General features: G+C 71.7%; 12 protein-coding genes. 5 read left to right on the top strand and 7 right to left on the bottom strand.

The window, feature by feature from the left end; translation table 11 throughout:
• Window positions 1-553 precede the first annotated feature (553 nt).
• Entirely contained in the window at window positions 554-2,167 is a 1,614-nt protein-coding gene (locus tag IE287_RS24555; protein WP_189851338.1) for a long-chain-fatty-acid--CoA ligase, read from the top strand.
• Between the two features lie 207 nt (window positions 2,168-2,374).
• On the opposite strand, the gene IE287_RS24550 is transcribed toward IE287_RS24555, so the two are convergent.
• Complete coding sequence (locus IE287_RS24550) at window positions 2,375-3,304, bottom strand: aldo/keto reductase (protein WP_189851337.1); 930 nt, start codon at window positions 3,302-3,304, stop codon at window positions 2,375-2,377.
• 67 nt (window positions 3,305-3,371) lie between these two features.
• Here IE287_RS24550 and IE287_RS24545 point away from each other — a divergent pair, with 67 nt between their 5' ends.
• The 3 genes from IE287_RS24545 to IE287_RS24535 all read left to right on the top strand — a co-directional run bounded on the left by IE287_RS24545 (window position 3,372) and on the right by IE287_RS24535 (window position 5,527).
• A complete protein-coding gene (locus IE287_RS24545) occupies window positions 3,372-4,370 on the top strand; it encodes an ArsR/SmtB family transcription factor (protein ID WP_229883700.1) in 999 nt (332 codons plus the stop codon).
• A gap of 112 nt (window positions 4,371-4,482) precedes the next feature.
• Window positions 4,483-5,007 carry a VOC family protein gene (locus IE287_RS24540; protein WP_189851336.1) on the top strand — a complete coding sequence of 175 codons (525 nt, stop codon included), beginning with the start codon at window positions 4,483-4,485 and terminating at the stop codon, window positions 5,005-5,007.
• A gap of 151 nt (window positions 5,008-5,158) precedes the next feature.
• A complete protein-coding gene (locus tag IE287_RS24535) occupies window positions 5,159-5,527 on the top strand; it encodes a hypothetical protein (RefSeq protein ID WP_189851335.1) in 369 nt (122 codons plus the stop codon).
• Between the two features lie 39 nt (window positions 5,528-5,566).
• Here IE287_RS24535 and IE287_RS39315 read toward each other — a convergent pair whose 3' ends face one another.
• The 5 genes from IE287_RS39315 to IE287_RS24510 form a co-directional block, all read right to left on the bottom strand.
• Window positions 5,567-9,007 carry a phosphocholine-specific phospholipase C gene (locus IE287_RS39315; protein WP_189851334.1) on the bottom strand — a complete coding sequence of 1,147 codons (3,441 nt, stop codon included), beginning with the start codon at window positions 9,005-9,007 and terminating at the stop codon, window positions 5,567-5,569.
• An 823-nt stretch (window positions 9,008-9,830) separates the two neighbouring features.
• A complete protein-coding gene (locus tag IE287_RS24525) occupies window positions 9,831-11,432 on the bottom strand; it encodes a cellulase family glycosylhydrolase (RefSeq protein WP_189851333.1) in 1,602 nt (533 codons plus the stop codon).
• A 667-nt stretch (window positions 11,433-12,099) separates the two neighbouring features.
• On the bottom strand, window positions 12,100-13,779 hold the full coding sequence (locus IE287_RS24520; RefSeq protein WP_189851332.1) for an FG-GAP-like repeat-containing protein: 1,680 nt from the start codon (window positions 13,777-13,779) through the stop codon (window positions 12,100-12,102).
• Window positions 13,780-14,067: 288 nt separating this feature from the next.
• On the bottom strand, window positions 14,068-14,271 hold the full coding sequence (locus IE287_RS24515) for an alpha/beta fold hydrolase (protein ID WP_189851331.1): 204 nt from the start codon (window positions 14,269-14,271) through the stop codon (window positions 14,068-14,070).
• Between the two features lie 355 nt (window positions 14,272-14,626).
• A complete protein-coding gene (locus IE287_RS24510; RefSeq protein WP_189851330.1) occupies window positions 14,627-15,223 on the bottom strand; it encodes a TetR/AcrR family transcriptional regulator in 597 nt (198 codons plus the stop codon).
• An 86-nt stretch (window positions 15,224-15,309) separates the two neighbouring features.
• Here IE287_RS24510 and IE287_RS24505 point away from each other — a divergent pair, with 86 nt between their 5' ends.
• Window positions 15,310-16,143 carry an NAD(P)H-binding protein gene (locus tag IE287_RS24505; RefSeq protein ID WP_189851329.1) on the top strand — a complete coding sequence of 278 codons (834 nt, stop codon included), beginning with the start codon at window positions 15,310-15,312 and terminating at the stop codon, window positions 16,141-16,143.
• A gap of 186 nt (window positions 16,144-16,329) precedes the next feature.
• Here IE287_RS24505 and IE287_RS24500 read toward each other — a convergent pair whose 3' ends face one another.
• A complete protein-coding gene (locus IE287_RS24500) occupies window positions 16,330-18,159 on the bottom strand; it encodes an FG-GAP-like repeat-containing protein (RefSeq protein ID WP_189851328.1) in 1,830 nt (609 codons plus the stop codon).
• Window positions 18,160-18,205: the final 46 nt, after the last annotated feature.

Here is an 18,205-nt window from a genome sequence, read left to right as displayed (position 1 = left end):
CGTTCGCGGGGCTCCGGCAGGGGCGCGGAGTGCGTCGACAGGCCTGGACAGGGCGACGGTTTCCGGGCCGCGCAGAGGTCGCCGACGATCGAGCGCATCGCTATGTTAATCAAGAATCACATCTGAGGGCAAGGTTGCCGTCGAGGCGCATCTCCTGCCGACTCTTTGCCCGATGGGTTGTTGACCTGCTGGGGGAGGTCGGGAAGTGAAGGAGGAATCTCTTGTCGATGCGGTCCCTCCCGATCGGCTCCTCCTCGACCTCGCGAGTGCGGCGAACACCCCCGGCGCCGGGCGCGCCCCCTCGGAAGCTCTCTCGTCGCGACGGGCGCGGGCCCCCGGAGCCTTCGCGACCGATGCCCCCGAGGGGCGTGGAGCGGCCGCCCGCCGCGAGGCCGGCCGGCCCGTTCGTCTGGGGTCGGGGGCGTCCGGAGCGGCACGGGGGCCGAGACGCACCCATGTGATTTGCCGTTAACAAAAATCTTCCTGAGCCGCTACTTTTCCTGCATAGTGGCCGCAGGATCCACCTCCATCCGCTTGGAATCCGAGGAGTGGCATGTCCCCCGCTACGGCTCCCGCATGGTCCTTCCGGCACCACTGGATGGCCCAAGCGGCCACGCACGCCATGATGCGCCCCGACAAGCCCGCCCTGCGCTACGCGGGAGCCACCACGACCTGGGCCCAGCTCTCGGAGCGCTCGCTCCGGCTCGCCGCCGCACTCGCCGACCGGGGCGTACGGGCCGGTGACCGCGTGGTCATGCTCACCCTCAACCACCCCTGGTTCGTGGAGAGCGTCTTCGCGGCGAACAGCCTGGGCGCCGTGGCCGTCCCGCTCAGCTTCCGGCTCGCGCCCCCGGAACTCGGATACGTACTGAACGACTGCGCCCCCACGGCCGCCGTGGTCGACGCCCGGCTCCTCCCGCTGTTCCGGGCGACCCCGGCCGCCGCCTCCGTCACCACGGTGATCGTCATCGGCGAACCGGACGCGCCCGGGGGAGAGGAGGCGAAGGAGGCCGGGTGCGAGACCTCGTACGAGGCCGGGTACGAGGATCTCCTGGCCGCCTACGAGCCGATGGAACTCCCCGACGTCGGCGAGGAGTCCACCGCGCTCATCATGTACACCTCGGGCACCACCGGCCGCCCCAAGGGCGTGATGCTCTCCCACCGCAACATGCAGGTGCAGGCCATCACCTGCATCCGGGCGATGGACATGTCCGACGACTCCGACGTCAGCTTCCTCACGGCCCCGTTCTTCCACATCGCCGGCCTGGGCTCGATCGTCGCCGCCTTCCTCCTCGGCGGCACGGTGGTGATCCACCCGCTCGGCGCCTTCGACCCGGAGGCCGTTCTCGACGCCTACGAACGCGAGGGCGCCACCATCGTCTTCAACGTGCCCCAGCAGTGGGACCTGATCTGCGCCCAGCCCGACATCCACAAGCGGGACCTCAGACTGCGCGTCATCAGCTGGGGCGCGGCCCCGGCCGCCGACACGACCCTGAGGGCCATGGAGCGGAGCTTCCCCGCCGCACTCAACGTCGCGGTCTTCGGCCAGACGGAGACCTCGCCCATCACCTGCGTCCTGCGGGGCGAGGACTCCCTGCGCAAGCTGGGCTCGGTCGGCCGGCCGATTCCGAACGTGCAGTACCGCATCGTCGACGACTCCATGAACGACGTGCCGAACGGTGAGGTCGGAGAGATCGTCTACCGCGGACCGACGGTCACCCAGGGCTACTGGAACAAGCCCGAGGAGACCGAAGACGCCTTCCGCGGCGGCTGGTTCCACTCCGGGGACCTGGTCCGGCGCGACGAGGAGGGGTTCATCTGGGTGGTCGACCGCAAGAAGGACATGATCATCAGCGGCGGGGAGAACATCTACTGCGCCGAACTGGAGAACCTCATCGCCGAGCACCCCTCGGTGCGTGAGGTGGCGGTGGTCGGAAGGTCCGACCGGCGCTGGGGCCAGGTGCCCGTGGCGTTCGTCGCGCTCGCCCCCGGGACGGACCTCTCGCTTCCCGCGCTGCTCGGCTTCCTCGACGGGAGGCTCGCCTCCTTCAAGAGGCCCAAGGACCTCGTGACGCTCGCCCAGTTGCCCCGCAACGCCGGCGGAAAGGTCACCAAGGGAGCCCTGCGCACCCTTGCCGAAGCCCCCCGGCCGGCCGAGGCGCCCTGACGGCCTTCCCGGCCCGCCCGACGGCTGGCGGGCACGGGCGGGCCCGCGCCACGAGAACGAGCCCGTACTCGCGCCTCATCGGGACGGGGCAGGGGGTGGTGCCCTGGACGGCGGGCGATTCGGCGACGCCCGGCACGGGCTCCCCTCGGCGCCCGGCCCGTCGCAGGGGGGGCGACGGTCACCCGGCCGGGCCCCGGCAGAGGTGGATCACGACGCCTTGGGGTCCTGCTCATTCCGGTGCGGGGTGGGGGAGTCCAGGGTCGCGAGTGCTTCCCCCGACAGCCTCAGGGAGCCGGCGGCGACGTTCTGGGCGAGGTGGCCGAGGTCGCCGGTGCCGGGGATGGCCAGGACGTGGGAGCCCTGGTGCAGGGTCCAGGCGAGCCGGACCTGGGCCGCGCTCACGCCGTGGGCGCGGGCGACGGCGTGCACCTCCGGGCTGTGGCCGGTCGTCGCACCGGCGGTGCGACCGGTGCCGGCGATCGAGTAGAACGGCACGAACGCGATGCGCTGTTCACCGCAGAGGCGCAGGAACTCCTTCTGCTCGGGCGACGCGTCGACGCCGTACATGTTCTGGACGCAGACCACCGGCGCGATGGCCCGGGCCTCGGCGAGGTGGTGGGGCAGGACGTTCGACAGGCCCAGGTGACGGATGAGCCCGGCCTCCCGCAGGTCGGCGAGCGCGCCGAAGCGTTCGGCGAGGGAATCGGTGCCGACGACGCGCAGGTTCACCACGTCGAGGTGGTCGCGGCCGAGCTGGCGCAGGTTCTCCTCGACCTGGCCGCGCAGTTGCTCGGGAGTGGCGTGCGGCAGCCACTTGCCCGCGGGATCGCGGCCCGGTCCGACCTTGGTGGCGATGACGAGGTCGTCCGGGTAGGGGGCCAGTGCCCGGTTGATCAGCTCGTTGGCGGAGAGCAGGGGGGAGAAGTAGAACGCGGCGGTGTCGATGTGGTTCACGCCGAGCTCGACCGCGCGGCGCAGCACGCCGATCGCCTGGCCGCGGTCGCGCGGCACGGCGTCAGGGGTGAGGGCCTCGCCGTTCTGCGGCAGGCGCATCGCGCCGAAACCGATCCGGTGGACTGTGCGGTCGCCGAGCTTCCAGGTGCCGGACGCCGCCGCGGTGATCGTCTGGGAGGTCATGCCGGGATGATCTCCGCACGGTAGGCTGACCCGCCATTGATTCACACATCCCTGAATCCATCGAGGAGTGGTCGTCCTGGCGGAGCTGGCGTTCTCGACGAGCGACCTGGCCCAGGTGCGGTTCGCCGTCTCACCGCTGTGGGAGATCGCCCCCAGCTTCCGGCTGCTGAGATCCGCCGGCGCGCACCCGGTCCACCGGCCCTGGGCCGACCAGGCCCGGCCGCGCATGGTGGCCGCCGGGCTGGACCGCGGCTGGCTCCACGAACTGATCCCGCCCACCGGCGGCTACGTCCCCGACTTCCTCAACCCCGCCCCCGCCGGACCGGCACCCACCCCGGCGGCGGAGCGGGACGCGATCCGGGCCTCGCCTCCCGACCGGGTGCGCCGGGACCTCGACCACCTGGCCCGCCACCAGGGGAACCTCGGCCCCCGGCTGCGGGCCCTGCACAACGACCCCCGGCGCCACCTGGCCAAGGTCGCGGAAGAGCTCGAAGCGTACTGGGAGCTGGCCCTGGCCCCCTACTGGGCGCGCGTCCGGGCGGTCCTGGACGCGGACGTCCTCCACCGGGCCCGCCTGGCCGCCGAGCACGGCACGGGCCACCTCCTCGACACCCTGCACACGTCGCTGAGCTGGGACGGCAGCGCACTGCGGATGGCCCGCCGGAAACAGCCGCTGACCCGCACGACGGCAGGAGAGGGACTGCTGCTGATCCCCTCGGCCTTCACCGGACCAGGACTGCGCACGCGCACGACACCGCCCGACCCGCCCCAACTCGCCTATCCGGCGCGCGGCGTCGGCTCGCTGTGGACGGCACGCCCGGCGCACCGGGCCGATGCCCTCTCCGCCGTACTGGGCCGCTCGCGGACCCTGCTGCTGACCGAGCTGGAGTTCCCCGCCTCCACCACCCAGCTGGCCCACCGCACCGGTCTCTCCCCGGCCGCGGTGTCCCAGTGCCTCACCGCGCTCCGCGAGGCGGGCCTGGTCAGCGCCCACCGGGTGGGCCGCTCCGTCCTCTACGCCCGCACCACCGCGGCCGAAACCCTTCTCCGCGCCGCATCCGTCTGACCCCCCGACAGCCGAGAACGGGGCCGTCCCGCGTCCCTTCTAGGTCAGGACCTGTCCTCATCGGCTCCTAGGGTCGTCGTGTCGCCAGGAACCGCACGAGAGGACGAGACCGATGAGGCATACCGCGCCCGAGGGATACACCAGCGTCGCACCGTGGGTGGTCACCGATGACACCGGTGCGCTGCTCGACTTCGTCACCGCCGCCTTCGACGGCGAGGAGATCGCACGGGTCCCGGTCGAGGACGGCACCGTCGGACACGGCGAGATCCGCGTCGGCGACACGGTCGTCCTGGCCTTCGACCGGCGCCCCGACTGGCCGGCGATGCCCTCCCTGCTGCGCATCTACGTCCCGGACGCGGACGCCGCCATGGCCGCTGCCGTCGCCCACGGGGCCCAGGTGGTCACCGAGGCCGCCGACAGCGCGTGGGGCGACCGAGGCGGCCGGGTGCGCGATCCGTTCGGCAACATCTGGTGGGTGGTGAGCCGGGTCGAGGAGGTCGAGCCGGACCTGGCGTGGGAGCGCATGTTCGAGCCGAAGTACGCCGAGGCGATGCGCCTGGCCCAGGAGACGCTGGACGCCGCACTGAGCGGCCGTGCCTCAGGGGTGGCGAGCGCCCCGCGGCGCCCGTCCCCCTGAGCTCTCCGGGCCCGTGGCGCCGGCTGCGAGCGGAACCGCCTGCGAGCGGACGCGTTCGGCCCCGTCGCCTGCGGCCCGGCACCGTGGGCGCCGGCCTCCTCCGCGGAGGACGGGCCACTGGACGGCGGGGTGTTCAGGGAACATGGGGACCATGACCACTGAACACCCCGCCGATCGGGACGGCACCGGACACGACCGGTTCGCCGGCTTCTCGGATCGGGTCTCGAACCTCACCAGCTCCCCGGTCTTCCACGTCCTGTGCGTGCTCCTGGTCCTCGGCACGTTCGCCCTGCACTTCGTGCACCCGCCGCTGTCCTGGCTGATCTTCGCCGGAGACGTCATGGCGTCCCTCAACCTCCTGCTGCTCGCCCTGCTGAAGAACACCGAACAGCGTGACGGCCACGCCGTGCAGCGCAAACTGGACGCGATCGCCGCGGCGCTGCTGGAGCAGCGCGAGGGCGCGAGCCACGAGGCGGCCGACGAGCTGCGACGTGTCATCCGCATGGATGAGGAACAGTGAGACCCGGGGGCGGGAACGCGGCGCGGCACCCGGAGCCGGTCAGGCGTCGGCGATGGGGGAGACGCCCAGCCTGATGTTGTCGATCGCCCAGAACCAGTTGTTGCCCGCGTGGTGGACCCGGAAGCCCACCTTCACCGAGCGCGCGTCGGCCGGCACCGGGAAGGACGAGGTGACGAGGCGGTTCTGCTGGTCCCTGCCGCCGTTGGTGTTCCCCGACGCCGCGCTGGAGTAGTGCAGCACCCGAGAGGTGGCGCCGGTGTCGAAGACCACGGTCACCTCCGCCTCCTGCGGGCTCTCCTGCCGGTAGTGGGAGTCGAAGCCCAGGTACAGCGTCGGAGTTCCCGCCGGGATCGTGACGGCGGGCGTCGTCAGCGTCGAGTCGAAGGTGCCACGGCCGGACGGACTGCCCGTGTCGTCCCAGTCGTCCGGGTCGGCGACGGCGACGATGCCCAGGGAGCGGCCGAACGCCTGGCGTTCCTGGCCGGCCGGGAACCAGAACTGCCGGGACAGGAACGTCCAGCCGTTGAGCTCCGCCGTGCCCTGCGGCATCCCGGCCGCGTTGGTGACCGTCCACCCCTCGGGCGCGGTCCGGGTCCAGCCCAGCACCCCGGGACGGCTCAGATCGGTGGCGGGGGCCAGCCGGTCGGCGAGGGCCTCGAAGTCCTCGGCGAGCAGGTGGCCGGTCATGACGGGTCCCACGCGGCCGGTCAGAACCCCGGTCCGCTCCACCACCACGCCGCTCGCGGTGCGTCCGCCGGCCGTCGCCTTCAGGGTCGCGGAGCTGCGGGCCGCGGATGCGGGCGCGGTGACCTTCCAGACCACCTTCACCGACGTACGGGCCGGTACCGAGGCCGGGGTGCCGGCGGCCGCCTCGGCACGCCACCCGTCCGGCACCTCCAGCCGGACCGACAGGGCGGAGAGCGGAGCGCTCGCCGCGTTGGTGACGGTCGCCGTCACGGACAGCGGCTTCTCCGGGGACAGCGCGCAGCCGTCGGTGTCGGGGGAGCTCGCGGGCGCGCTCAGGGTGAGGCTCACCGCGCGGGCGACCTCCGCCCGGACCCGGGCGTCCGCGACCCGGAGCAGGCCGTCGCTTTCGGCGCGGGCGGCGACGGTGAGGGTGGCGGCGGTGGCGTCCGCCGCGGGGGTGACGGTGAACCGCAGGTACGCCGTTCCGCCGCCGGGCAGGCTGCGCGGTGCCGGCCCGGAGGGCTTCACCGTCCAGCCGGCCGGTGCGAGCAGGGACACCGCCAGGTCCCGCATGCGGTCCGTCTGTTCGTTGCGTACGCGCACCACCACATCGGCGGGGCTGTCCTGCACGAGGGGGGCGGTCAGCGGAGGCAGCGGCTCCGGCAGGGTGAGCGCTGCGCTCAGCGCCGGCGCGGTCCCGAGGGCCGGGTCGGTGCCGCCCTGCCCGTCGCCGGCGGGCCTGCCGGAGATCCGGCGCAGGAAGCGCGGGTCGTCCTCGTCGAGCACCACGATGTCGTACCAGCCGTGCCGGGCGAGCGGTACGGAGACGGTCCGCTGCCCGCCGGGCGCCAGCCGCACGGTCTGGACGCCGTCCTCGCCGCGTCGCGCGTGGGTCGACTCGCCGACCAGGAGCGTCCGGGTGCGCCTCGAAGGGTTGGTGCACACCACGTCCACGCGGCGGGTGCGGGTGTGCTCCACCACGTGCGCCTCGGCTCCGATGCCGGCGCCGCGCAGCTCCCACAGCGCCCAGCCGGGGCCGTGGACCTGGAGGTCGTAGCCGTCGGGGCCGTACGGCAGGCTGCCGGCGGCGCTGTCCCCGCCGGCGACGGTCCAGGCGCGCGGGGCGGTCCCGTCCCCCGGGTACGCGGTGATGACGGCGGTCCGCCGGCCCTCGTTGCCGAGCGCCAGCCGCACCTCGGTGCCGGTGACGGCGGCGCGCAGCGCGAGCCGGTACGGGGAGGGCCGGGTGGGGCGGACGCCGGGCTCCTGGACGGGCAGCTCCTGCGTCGCGGGCGGCACCGGGTTCCAGCGGCCGACCGGCGCCGGGACCGCGCCCGGCCGCTCCACCTCGGGCTGCCGGTGGGCGCGATCGAAGTCGAAGGCGGAGGTCAGGTCGCCGAAGACGCTGCGCCGCCAGGCGCTGATGTTCGGTTCCCGGACCCCGGTCCACTTCTCCAGGAACCTGATCACCGAGGTGTGGTCGAAGAGCTCGGAGTTCACGAAGCCGCCGACCGTCCAGGGGGACACGACGGTCATCGGGACGCGCGGTCCGGGGCCGACGGGGCGGCCGCCCACCCAGTCGTCCCCGTCGCCGCTGTCCGGCCGGGGCGCGGTGGGGGCGGGGACGTGGTCGAAGTAGCCGTCGTTCTCGTCGAAGTTGATGAACAGCGCGGTCTTCGACCACGTCTTCGGGTCCGAGGCGATGGCGTCCAGCAGGTCGTAGACGAGGCCGGCGCTGCCGACGGGCGTGGAGGAGCCGGGGTGCTCGGACAGTGCGGCCGTGGGCACCACCCAGCTGACCTTCGGGAGGGTGCCGGCCTCGATGTCGGCCTTGATCCGGGTGAGCAGGGTGCCCGGCTCGGAGCGGTGGGCGCCGCGCAGGAACAGCCGGCGCTCGTCCTCGGGGAGGGCGTCGACCGCGGTGCGGAACCGGGCCAGGTCGGCCCGCCGTTCGGCGTCGCCCTTCGCCCACAGCTTGTCGTAGAACTCCTCGGTGGTGGCGTGGGGGAACCCGGCGGAGGTGAGGATCTTCCGGCCGATCCGCTTCCACGGCTTGAAGTACTCCACCGCGTTGTCGGTGAAGTTGTCCCACTCCTGGTAGATCTGCCAGGACACCCCGGCGGCCTCCAGCCGCTCCGGATAGGTGGTCCAGTCGTAGCCGGCGTGGCCGTAGGAGTAGGCGGCGTTGGTGACGGCCCGGCCCCCGCCGTCGGGCTCGAACCCGGTGGTGCCGGTCCACAGGTAGTTGCGGTTGGGGTTCGTGGAGCCGAAGACGGAGCAGTGGTAGGCGTCGCAGATGGTGAAGCGGTCGGCGAGTTCGTACTGGAGCGGGATGTCGCGCCGGTCGTAGTGGGCCATGGTGCTCTGGCCCTTGGCCGCGATCCAGTCGTTCCACCAGCCGTTCGCGCGGGCCTGCACCCCGTCGGCGAAACCGTGCGGCAGCGAGCCGAGGTACTGGATGTCGCTCTCGGGCCGTCCGGCGTCGACGGCCGCCTGCCGCGCGGAGAACGGCAGGACGGCGGGCCCGCCGGAGCGGGGCTGCTCGAACACGCTCGTACCGTCGGGCAGGCGCAGCGCTCTGGTGTCACCGAAGCCGCGGACGCCCCGGAGAGTTCCGAAGTAGTTGTCGAAGGAACGGTTCTCCTGCATCAGCACGATGACGTGCTCGATGGCTCGGAGACCACCGCGCGGCATGGGGGCGGCCATGGCGGTCAGGAGGGAGGGAGGCAGGACGGAGAGCGCGGAACCCGCGGCGAGGGTGCCGAGGACCTTACGGCGTGAGAAGTCGGACATGGCGGGGAGGCTATGACGCTGCGCGGAGCCTCGAAAACCCGTCACGCGAGGGGTTCACCGACTGTTCACGGCCGGGACGTGTGCGAAATCCGCAGGTCAGGGCGGTGATCGCGAGGAATGGAGGGGGGTGGTGCAACGCGGACCGCCTGCCCGGCAGCGGCGTCCGGACCGTTCTGCGGCTCCCCGGCCGCGCCGGCCCCCGGAAGCGCCGGACCGACCGCACCGCCGTCTCGGCGGCGACGGCGCACGCCTCGACACCGATGATGGCGAGCGCGTTCCGGACGGGGCTGCGGAGTGAACTCTGCGGGCCGAAGCCCGCGGGCCGCGATCTGAGGGCCGAAGTCTGCGGGCCGAAGTCTGCGGGGCGAAGTCTGCGGCCGAAGGAGGAACGGCCGCCCGGCGCAGATGCCACCAGCTCCGCCAGCGGTCGCCCGCCAGCCGATCATTCGGGCCGCCACCGCGTCCGGTCACGTCGACTGCCGAGTCGTTCGCCCTCGTACCCCCCTCCGGGGGGCGGGGCGCTCGCCCTGACCGCCACCGTCCGGCCGCCGCGGCCAGGTCGCACTGCACCTCGCCCGTCACGGCCGCTCCCGCCACATCCTGGAGAACCGCGACCTCGTCACCGTGGCGGCACAGGAAGAGAACCACCGGTGAGACCCGGCGCGGGCGCGCCCTTCGCATCCCTGCCGGCCACCAGGGACGGCATCACCTCGCCCTCACCCCGATCGGCGGAAACAGACGAGATGTCACCCGGCTCACGCCGCTGGCTGATGCGATTATTCGGACGAGTCGGGGCGCGGACATGTGTCCGCGCCCCGAGAAGTCAGGACGTGGTGCAGGCCGCGCCGTCGAGGGTGAAGGCGGCCGGGGCCGGGTTCGTCGCCCCCTTGGTTCCGATGAAGCCGACGGTGACCGAACCGGACGGAGCGATCGTGGCGGTGTACGAGGCAGGTGCCACCCGGACCGCGCTGCCGGTCTGGGTGGCGGTGCCGCCCCAGGCCTGGGCGACGGTCTGCCCGGCGCCGAAGGAGAAGCCGAGCGTCCAGCCCTGGACGAGGGTGGTGCCGGTGTTCCGCAGGACGATCTCCCCCTGGAAACCGTTCGGCCATTCACCGACGACGCGGTAGCCGACGGCGCAGTTCGCGCCGGGGACGGAGGTGCCTTCGTCGGTGGTGGCATCGACAGGGGCCGAGCGAGCGGAACGGTTGCCCGCCGCGTCCCGGGCGTGGACGGCGAAGGTGTAGGTGGTACCGGCGGCAAGGCCCGTGATGGTCGCACTGAGGGCGGTGGTGGCCGCCACCGGCGTTTCGGTGGCGCCGCTGACCCGTACGACGTCGTAGGCCGTGACTCCGGTGTCGTCGTCGGCCGCCGCCCAGGTCAGGGAGACGGAGTCGGCGGTGACGCCGGTGACGGAGAGCGCGCCGGGGACGGTCGGGGCCTGAGTGTCCTGGGAGCCGCCACCGAAGACCGTCGCCTCCCGCGAGGTCTGGGCGATGCCGTTCGCGCCGTGGAAGATCCGCTTGCCCCAGTCGCTGAGGCGGCTCGGGTCGAAGCCGACGGCGAGGTCGAGGACGGGATCGGTGTTGCCACTCCAGGACCAGGCGAGGTAGCCGAGCCCGAGCTCCTCGGCGGCAGCCATCATGGTGTCCTCGTCGGGGTCGCCCCACTGGTCGGCAGGCCCTCCGAACTCCCCGATGAGAATCGGGAGCCGGGCAGCGGTGAACGCCCCCAGGTAGTTCCGGATCTCCTGCGCGGTGTCGAAGACGCTGTACATGTGGATGGAGAAGATCAGGTTGCCGGTGGTGTCGGCGGCGTACACAGACTGCGCCTCGGCTTTCATGACGCCCTGCCAGTCCTGACCCCAGTTGGGTGCGTCCACCATGATGGTGTGGGCGAAGCCGGCTGCCCGGAGCTTCTTCACGGCGGCTGTGGTGGGGGCGGTCCAGCCGGCCGGGTCTGCGTTGCCCCACGGCTCGTTGCCGATGTTGACGATGACGTAGTCCTCCTGGCCCGCGAGGACGCTCTTCAGACCGATCCAGTAGTCGGCCGCCTGGTCGAGGGTGCCTGCGGCCGCCTCCTCTCCATATCCGGTGGTGTCGTGGACCTCCAGGACGCAGATGAGGCGGTTGGCCCTGCAGTCGGACACGACCGCCTGGACGTCGGCGGGGCTGTTCGCGGACCAGCGATGGCCGTTGGACAGCACGACCCGAACCGTGTTGGCGCCGAGGTCCTTGATGTCGGCGAGCGACTGGGTCTCGCCCGGGTACCAGGTGTGGGCGTGGTTGACGCCCCGCATGATGAAGTCGTTGCCGTTGGCCTCCAGCAGCCTTCCGTCGCTGATGTGGAGTCCTGTCGCCATGGCGTCGGCGGTCTTGGCCCGCGCGTCGGTTGCGCCGAGGAGGACGTACGCGAGAAGGGTCGCCATTCCGGTCACGAGGGTGAGGACGGCATGGGGCAGGGGTGCTGCTCGGGTATTCACGGGGCCTCCGGTCGGTGAGGTTCAACAAGTGCGTGGGAGCGCTCCCATGAAGTCATCGCAGCATCGACCCGTCAAGACCTGAGTAAGTAACTCCGTTGCTCGAATGCTTATTTGATGACTCGTCAACTTCAGTGGGAAGGCATACTTCCGAAATGCCCGGTGAGGGTCCGGCGCCCGGACCATGCCGCCGCCCCGAGGCTCGGGACGAGCACCCCACCCCTTCCCGCGTGGCGGCCGAGCACCTTGCGGCAGGCGACTGCGCCCCTTCATCCGACTCTTGCGAGCTGGACCGCCTGATCGGCCCCTACGAGATCCACCCGTCAGCCGGCCGGCATCGGGTGATGCCGGCCAGTGATCGGGACTCCTTGACGCTCAAGTGCCAGGTCGTGTTCGGAGCGGGGCGGGCGCGATCGACAGGCGAGGGGCCGACGTGACCCTCCTTTGGGGGCCTGGACGTGCGACCCGTCCGTGGAGGAGTCCTCCAGGTCCAGCAGGGCCGCGCAGCACGGCCGGTCGGCGGAGCGGCCCGGATCTGCGCGCAGCGGAGGACGGCGACGAGGCGCGGCCGGCGCCTGCTCCCCGCGTCCGCGGGGACCAGGCGCCGGTGTCTCCGTCAGCCGAGGTGGGAGAAGTAACCCCAGCCACCCTTGCCCACCGTCACCGAGCCGGTTTCCGTGAAGACGGAGCCTCCCGGGTGGAAGGCGAGGTCGAACGTCGATGTGGTGTACCAGAGGTCGGAGAAGCCGTCGGCGTTGCCGTCGCCCGCGGAGAGCCCGAGTACACGGGTGCTCACCGGCAGGTTGCCGACGACCGTGGGGCCGGTGAGGGTTTTCGCGACGCTGTCGTAGCCGTACTGCCTGATGTCCCCGGCGCTGTCACGGGCCCAGATCTCCGCCTTCGTGTCCCCGGTTGTGTCACCGGGAACGAGGATCTCCCTGCTCTGCCAGTCCTCGGCGCTGATCCGGACGGCACCGTACGAGAGCCATCCGCCTTCTCCCGCCACCCGGCCGCGGTGGAGCCACAGCCCCGTGCTGCTCTTGGCCACGAGGTCGGGGCTTCCGTCGCCGTCGACGTCGCCGACCGCGACCGGCGTGGTGTGGGCCCAGCCTGTCTCGGACACCTTCATCACCACGCCGGCCTCGAGGGCGCCGTCGCCCGCGTTCTTGTGCAGGATCAGCTCGTTGCCCTTGCGGGCGACGACGTCTTCGTCGCCGTCGCCGTCCCAGTCCCCGCGGTGGCTGACCACCGCACCGTTCCACTCGGGTCCGCTGCCGATCGTGCGCGGGGAGTCGAACGCACCCCGGCCCCTGCCGGGGTACAGCCGCAGGGTGTCGTCCTTGCGCACCGCGAGCATGTCGGGGCAGAGATCGCCGGTGAGGTCGCCCGGCACAAGGGCGGTGGTCCGCTCCAGTGGCTGGGCCTCGGCCCACAGCAACTTGTGATCCTCCACGGGTGTGAGGTCGATGTCGGCCATCCTCGCCGTGAAGCCCGTGAAGTCCCTACTGCCGAAGAAGGCATGGTCGTACTTGAGCCGGTACTTGACGGGCTCCGCACTCGCCCATGCGGTCGAACGGTTCAGGGTCGCGTCCGCCTCCACGAAGGGGCCCGTGCCGCACAGTCCGGTCCGCATCGGCTTGAGCGCCGAGTGGGCCGGTATGGCGTTGAAGTCGCCGAGCACCAGCGCGGGCGCGCCCGCCGCCCATCGCTCCATGTGGTCGAGCATCACTGGCGTGCCGTTCGACGGAATGCTCGTCGCCAGGTGCGTCCCGCACGCCAGCGTGGTCCGCCCGCCGATCGGGCCCCTGACGCACGCCACCCACCGCTGCTCCGACACCAGGGGCTCATCGGGGTTCACCAGTGCCTGGTGGGTGGAGAAGTCCGCTGCCGCGCCCTTGACGAAGACCGCGTTCCCGAACTTCGTGGAAGTTCCCTCCCAGCGCGCGCACCCCGGGGGCTCCTGCTCGCCCACTCGTACCGAGGTGTAGCCGACGAGCAGCTTTTCCAGCGCCTCGTACTGGCCCGCGCACAGCTCCTGCAGCGCGATCACATCGGCGGTCCCGCCCTCGGAGACCATGCGCGACAGGAACTTCGCCGCCCATTCCTGAGCGGTGTCGACGGTGTTCTGACACGTGGACGCACCGCACGCGTTGTACGTGACCGTGCGCACCGCCTGGGGTGCGAGCGGATCGGCCGCCACCGGCTGCGAGGCTCCGGTCACGGCGCCGGCGAGCAGAGCCAGGCCGACGGCCAACCGGCCCGTGGTGCCGCCGAGTGTTCTGCGTATGTCCTTCAACGGGTCCCCACCCTCGAAATCGAAGATCATTGATTCGGGTCATCGTAAGGTCGGCCGCTGCGGAGGGCGGGTACGAAGCGGTGTGCAAGGCGGAGGTGCGGATCACGGATCCGGTGGGAAGGGCCCCGCGCCCGCGGTCCCCGGCGCACACCTCCGAGGGGGACTGTGCGCACCGCCCGTCCGTGTCCGTCGGGCCGCGGGCAGGCGTTCCGGTTCGGTGCCAGGGGGCACTCGACACGGCGCGGGGCGTTCACCGGCCGGTGAACGCCCCGCGCCGCTGGGGTGCGGTCAGCGGGCCAGGAAGGCGAGGATGCGCCGGTTGACTTCCTCCGGCTTCCCGGTGAGGAGGAAGTGGCCGGCGCCTTCGATCATCGCGCCGTCCGATCCCGGTGGCGGCATGGCGACGATCTCGGCGAGCGTCGCCTCGTCGACCACGGGGTCCTCGGTCCCGTGGAGGTACAGGGTGGGCTGCGGGGGCAGCTTGTCCAGCACGCGGGCCATTTCCCGCCGCGGGGTGCCGAAGGTGGCGGCCGGGAAGTTCTGCCGGTAGGGCTCCAGGCCGAAGGGACTCCCGCTCCGCCGTCGGGGGCTCGCGGTCTCGTCTGCCGGGCAGCCGCTCGCGGGCCGGGGTGGGCGCGACCTCTCAGGGGCACCGCCTGATCGCCGAGGTCGGGGCGGTCCGAACGCCCCTGTCACCGCCCAGCCGGGAACCGTCTGCGCGTGTGCCGAAGGGGGCCATTTGCTGCAGGGCCGCTCGTCACCCGCTGGTGAACGTGCCCCCTGGACCCCCCCTTCGTGACGTCCGGCGCGACGGCGACCCCTCGCCTCTCGGTGTGGCGCGGCGGGCTCAGGCGGCCCCGAGGGAGTCGATCCAGGCGGTCAGGCGGGCGCCCTCGCGTTCCATTACCGCCGGGTCCCGCAGGGCGTTGGCCAGCAGGGACATGCCCTGATAGGCGCCCACCAGGGTAAGGGCAAGGCTTTCGGGATCCGGCTGGTCGAGCTGGCGGAACTGCTCTTCCACCCAGGTCAGCAGCAGCCGTATGACCCTGCCCGCCTCGATGTCCAAGCCGCCCTGGTCGCGTTTTGCCAGCTCCGCGGCGAGAGTGCCGGTCGGGCAGCCGTAGCGGACGGCGAGGTCGCGCTGCCCCACCCAGCCCTCGATCAGGCCCTTGAGGCGTTCGCGGGGGTCGGGGAGCCGATTCAGGCGGCCGATGAGCAGGTTCAGGTGTCGCTCGTGCTCCGAGAGGGCGGCGGAGACGAGTTCGTCCTTGGTCTTGAAGTAGTAGTAGACATTGCCCACGGGCACCTCGGCCGCGCGCGCTATGTCGGCGATGGTGGTGCGCTCGGCGCCTTGCCGGTGGACGATGTCGGCCGCGGCTTCCACGAGTCGCTGCCGCTTCGCGCCGGCAGCTCGGGCGCGGGCAGGCTCCTTGGAGTCAGTCACCCGACTCACTATAGGGCCCCGAGCGGTGCTACTCTCGGCTCAGTTAGTTAGTCGACTGACTAAAAACTCTGACGAGGGGCCTTCTCATGATCGTTGTCACCGGTGCCACCGGAAACGTCGGCCGCACGCTCGTCCGCCTGCTGACCGAACAGGGACACCAGGTGACCGCGGCTTCACGCCACATCGTCCCGTCCGATGTCCCGCCTGGCGTGCACGCCCTCGCCACCGACCTGGCCCGGCCCGCCGCCGACCTGCCCGCCACGGCGGACGCGGTCTTCCTGCTCGTCGGGGGAGAGCTCATGATGACCGGCGACCCCACCGCGGTCGTCGCCCCATTCGCCCGCTACGGCAAGATCGTCCTGCTGTCCTCCCAGGGCGTCGTCACGCGTCCCGACTCCCTGTCCCACGGACGGGCCTTCGCTGCCTACGAGCAGGCCGTCATGGACTCCGGCACCGACTGGACCATCCTGCGGCCTGGTGGTTTCGCCTCCAACGCCTACGCCTGGGCGCCTTCGGTCAAGGCGAGCCGAACCGTCTCCGCCCCCTTCGGCGACGTCGGCCTCCCGGCCGTCGACCCCGACGACATCGCCGCCGTGGCCGCCACCGTCCTGACCCGGCCCGGCCACACCGGAGCCGGCTACGAACTCACCGGCCCCGCCCCCACCAGCCCGCTCCAGCGTGTCGCCGCCATCGCCGCCGCCATCGGCGAGCAGGTCACCTTCGTCGACCAGACCCGGGAAGAAGCCCGCACGCAGATGCTCACCTTCATGCCCGCCCCGGTCGCCGACACCACCCTCGACATCATCGGCACCCCCACCCCGCGCGAGCGGGCCGTCAGCCCCGACGTCGAGAAGATCCTCGGCCGCCCCGCCACCTCGTTCTCCGACTGGGCCAGGCGCAACGCCGCCGCCTTCGCGTGACCGACGGCGCCGGCACGCACCGGCGTCCGCGAGGACGGCCAGGGCGTTCGCGGACACGGGTACGCATCCCAGGTCGAGCAGGCGGCCCGTCGAGCATCGCTCCGATGAGGCATCAGACCGTTCCAGGCGCGGAACGACCTGCGGGGCGCGGCCTGGCCGGCGAGGGCGGCCGCAGCCCCGGAGGCCTCAGCCGAGCGCGGTGATGACGGTGTTCCAGCCGCCGGTTCCCACTTCGGTGGAGGGCCCGTCGGTGGGGTTTCCGGCGGCATCGGTGCTGCCCTGGTAGTAGAGGAGCCGGCCGGTTCCGTCGCCGGTCGTGGCCCACAGGTCGGCGACGCCGTCGCCGTCGGCGTCCGCCGCGGCGCTGAGCAGCGGGCGGGAGCCGGCGGTGTAGCCGTAGCCGTACTGGGTGGGGGCGGCGAACGTGCCGTCGGCAAGTCCGGGGCGAAGCCAGAGTTTGCCGACGTCGGGGCCGTCGTGCTGACGGGTGAGAAGGTCGGGACGCCCATCGTGATCGGCGTCCCCCAGACCGGTGATGTCCTGGTCGGCCCATCCCTCGGAACCGATCTTCACCGGTGGTGCCACGGAGGGGGAGGTGCCGCGGATGCCGTCGTAGCGGTAGAGCCTGTCGTCGTAGGAGACCACCGCGTCGGGTGCGCCGTCGAGGTCGAGGTCTCCCACGGCGGCGACCTGGGCGGTGGCGGGCAGGGGGAGGTGCAGGGTGGTCCATCGGGTGAGGGTGCCGTCGCCCTGGTTCGGGTAGACGCGGAGCTCGTTGCCGACACGGGCGAGGAGGTCTTCGGTGCCGTCGCCGTTCCAGTCGCCCCTGTGGGCGAGGGAGGCGCCGGTCCAACCGCTGTTGCCGATGGTGAGGGGAGCGGCGAGCGCGCCGGTGCCGGTGCCGGGGTAGAGGCGCAGCTTGCCGTCCTTGTCGACGGCGACGAGGTCGGGCTTGCCGTCGCCGGTCATGTCGCCGGGAACAGGGGTCTGGCGCAGTGTGGCGACGACCGGCGCGTGGTCGGACCAGCCGTCGGGCTCTGTACCGGCCAGGTTCTTGGTCTTGTCCATGGCTTCGTGGTCGGCGAGGCAGGAGGTCCACCGGGTGCCGGCGCTCAGCTTGCTCGCGAAGAGGTGGTCCATGTTCCAGGTCTGGGGCGTGGTGTTGTCGGCGGCCCAGGTCTGGTGGGTGAAGGTGTTCGTCTCGCAGGCGTCGAGTTCTTCCTGGACGTCCGTCAGGTCCGGGTCGCCGAGGTCGCCGTTGAAGTCTCCGCCGATCAGCGTGCCCTGGGTCCACGACGTACCGAGCTGCTTCTTGATCTCGGCCGTCTGGGCTCGCTGGACCGTGTTGTTGCCCGCGATGAGGTGGGTGGTGCACAGCTGGTCGGGCCAGCCGACGAGCCGGCCGCAGAGCGCGGGGATCGAGCGCTCGAGGGAGGTACCGGTCGTCGTCTCGATGGTGCGGACGTCGTGCATCGTCCCCTTCACGGCGAGCAGCACGCCGATGCTGCCGCCGATCTCACCGTAGCCTTCGAGGGTGGAATTGCGGCAGTAGGATTCGCCGTCGGCACGGCTGCCGACTGCGTGCCGTACCGTCCATTCGTTTTCGGGGTCTTCTTGCAGATCTTTTTTGAGGTCTTCTTGCAGAAAGGCCATGTGGCTCTTGGAGTTCGCTCCGGGGAACAGGTTGGGGACGGGTGTCGCATGGGGTCGTGGTGTTGCGTCGATGTCGCCTTCGTAGCCGCATACCTCCTGGAGCATGATGACGTCGGCCTGGTACTTCCGTGCCAGCTCGGCCACCTTCAGCGCCTTGCCCTTCACGTCGGCCCGGTGCGGGCAGTACCCGGTTCTGCCGCGCAGGACCAGCGTCTCACCGCATATGTTCCACGTCAGCACCGTCAGTTGCCGTTTGACCGGCACGGGATCACCTGCCGCGGCCTGTGCGTGTGCGGGTATCACGGCGGTGAGGGCCGCGGCTGCCAGCAGGGCGGCGAGCACCCTGATGCCTCTTCTCAACATCCCGTTGTACCTTTCTGTCCGGCTGCGCAGAGGTTTTTCAGGCCGC

The sequence above is a fragment of the Streptomyces omiyaensis genome, from assembly GCF_014650895.1.
Classification (GTDB): Bacteria; Actinomycetota; Actinomycetes; order Streptomycetales; family Streptomycetaceae; genus Streptomyces; species Streptomyces omiyaensis.
The sequence above is the reverse complement of the archived record's forward strand: the minus strand, read 5'-3'. Positions and strand labels throughout refer to the sequence as shown.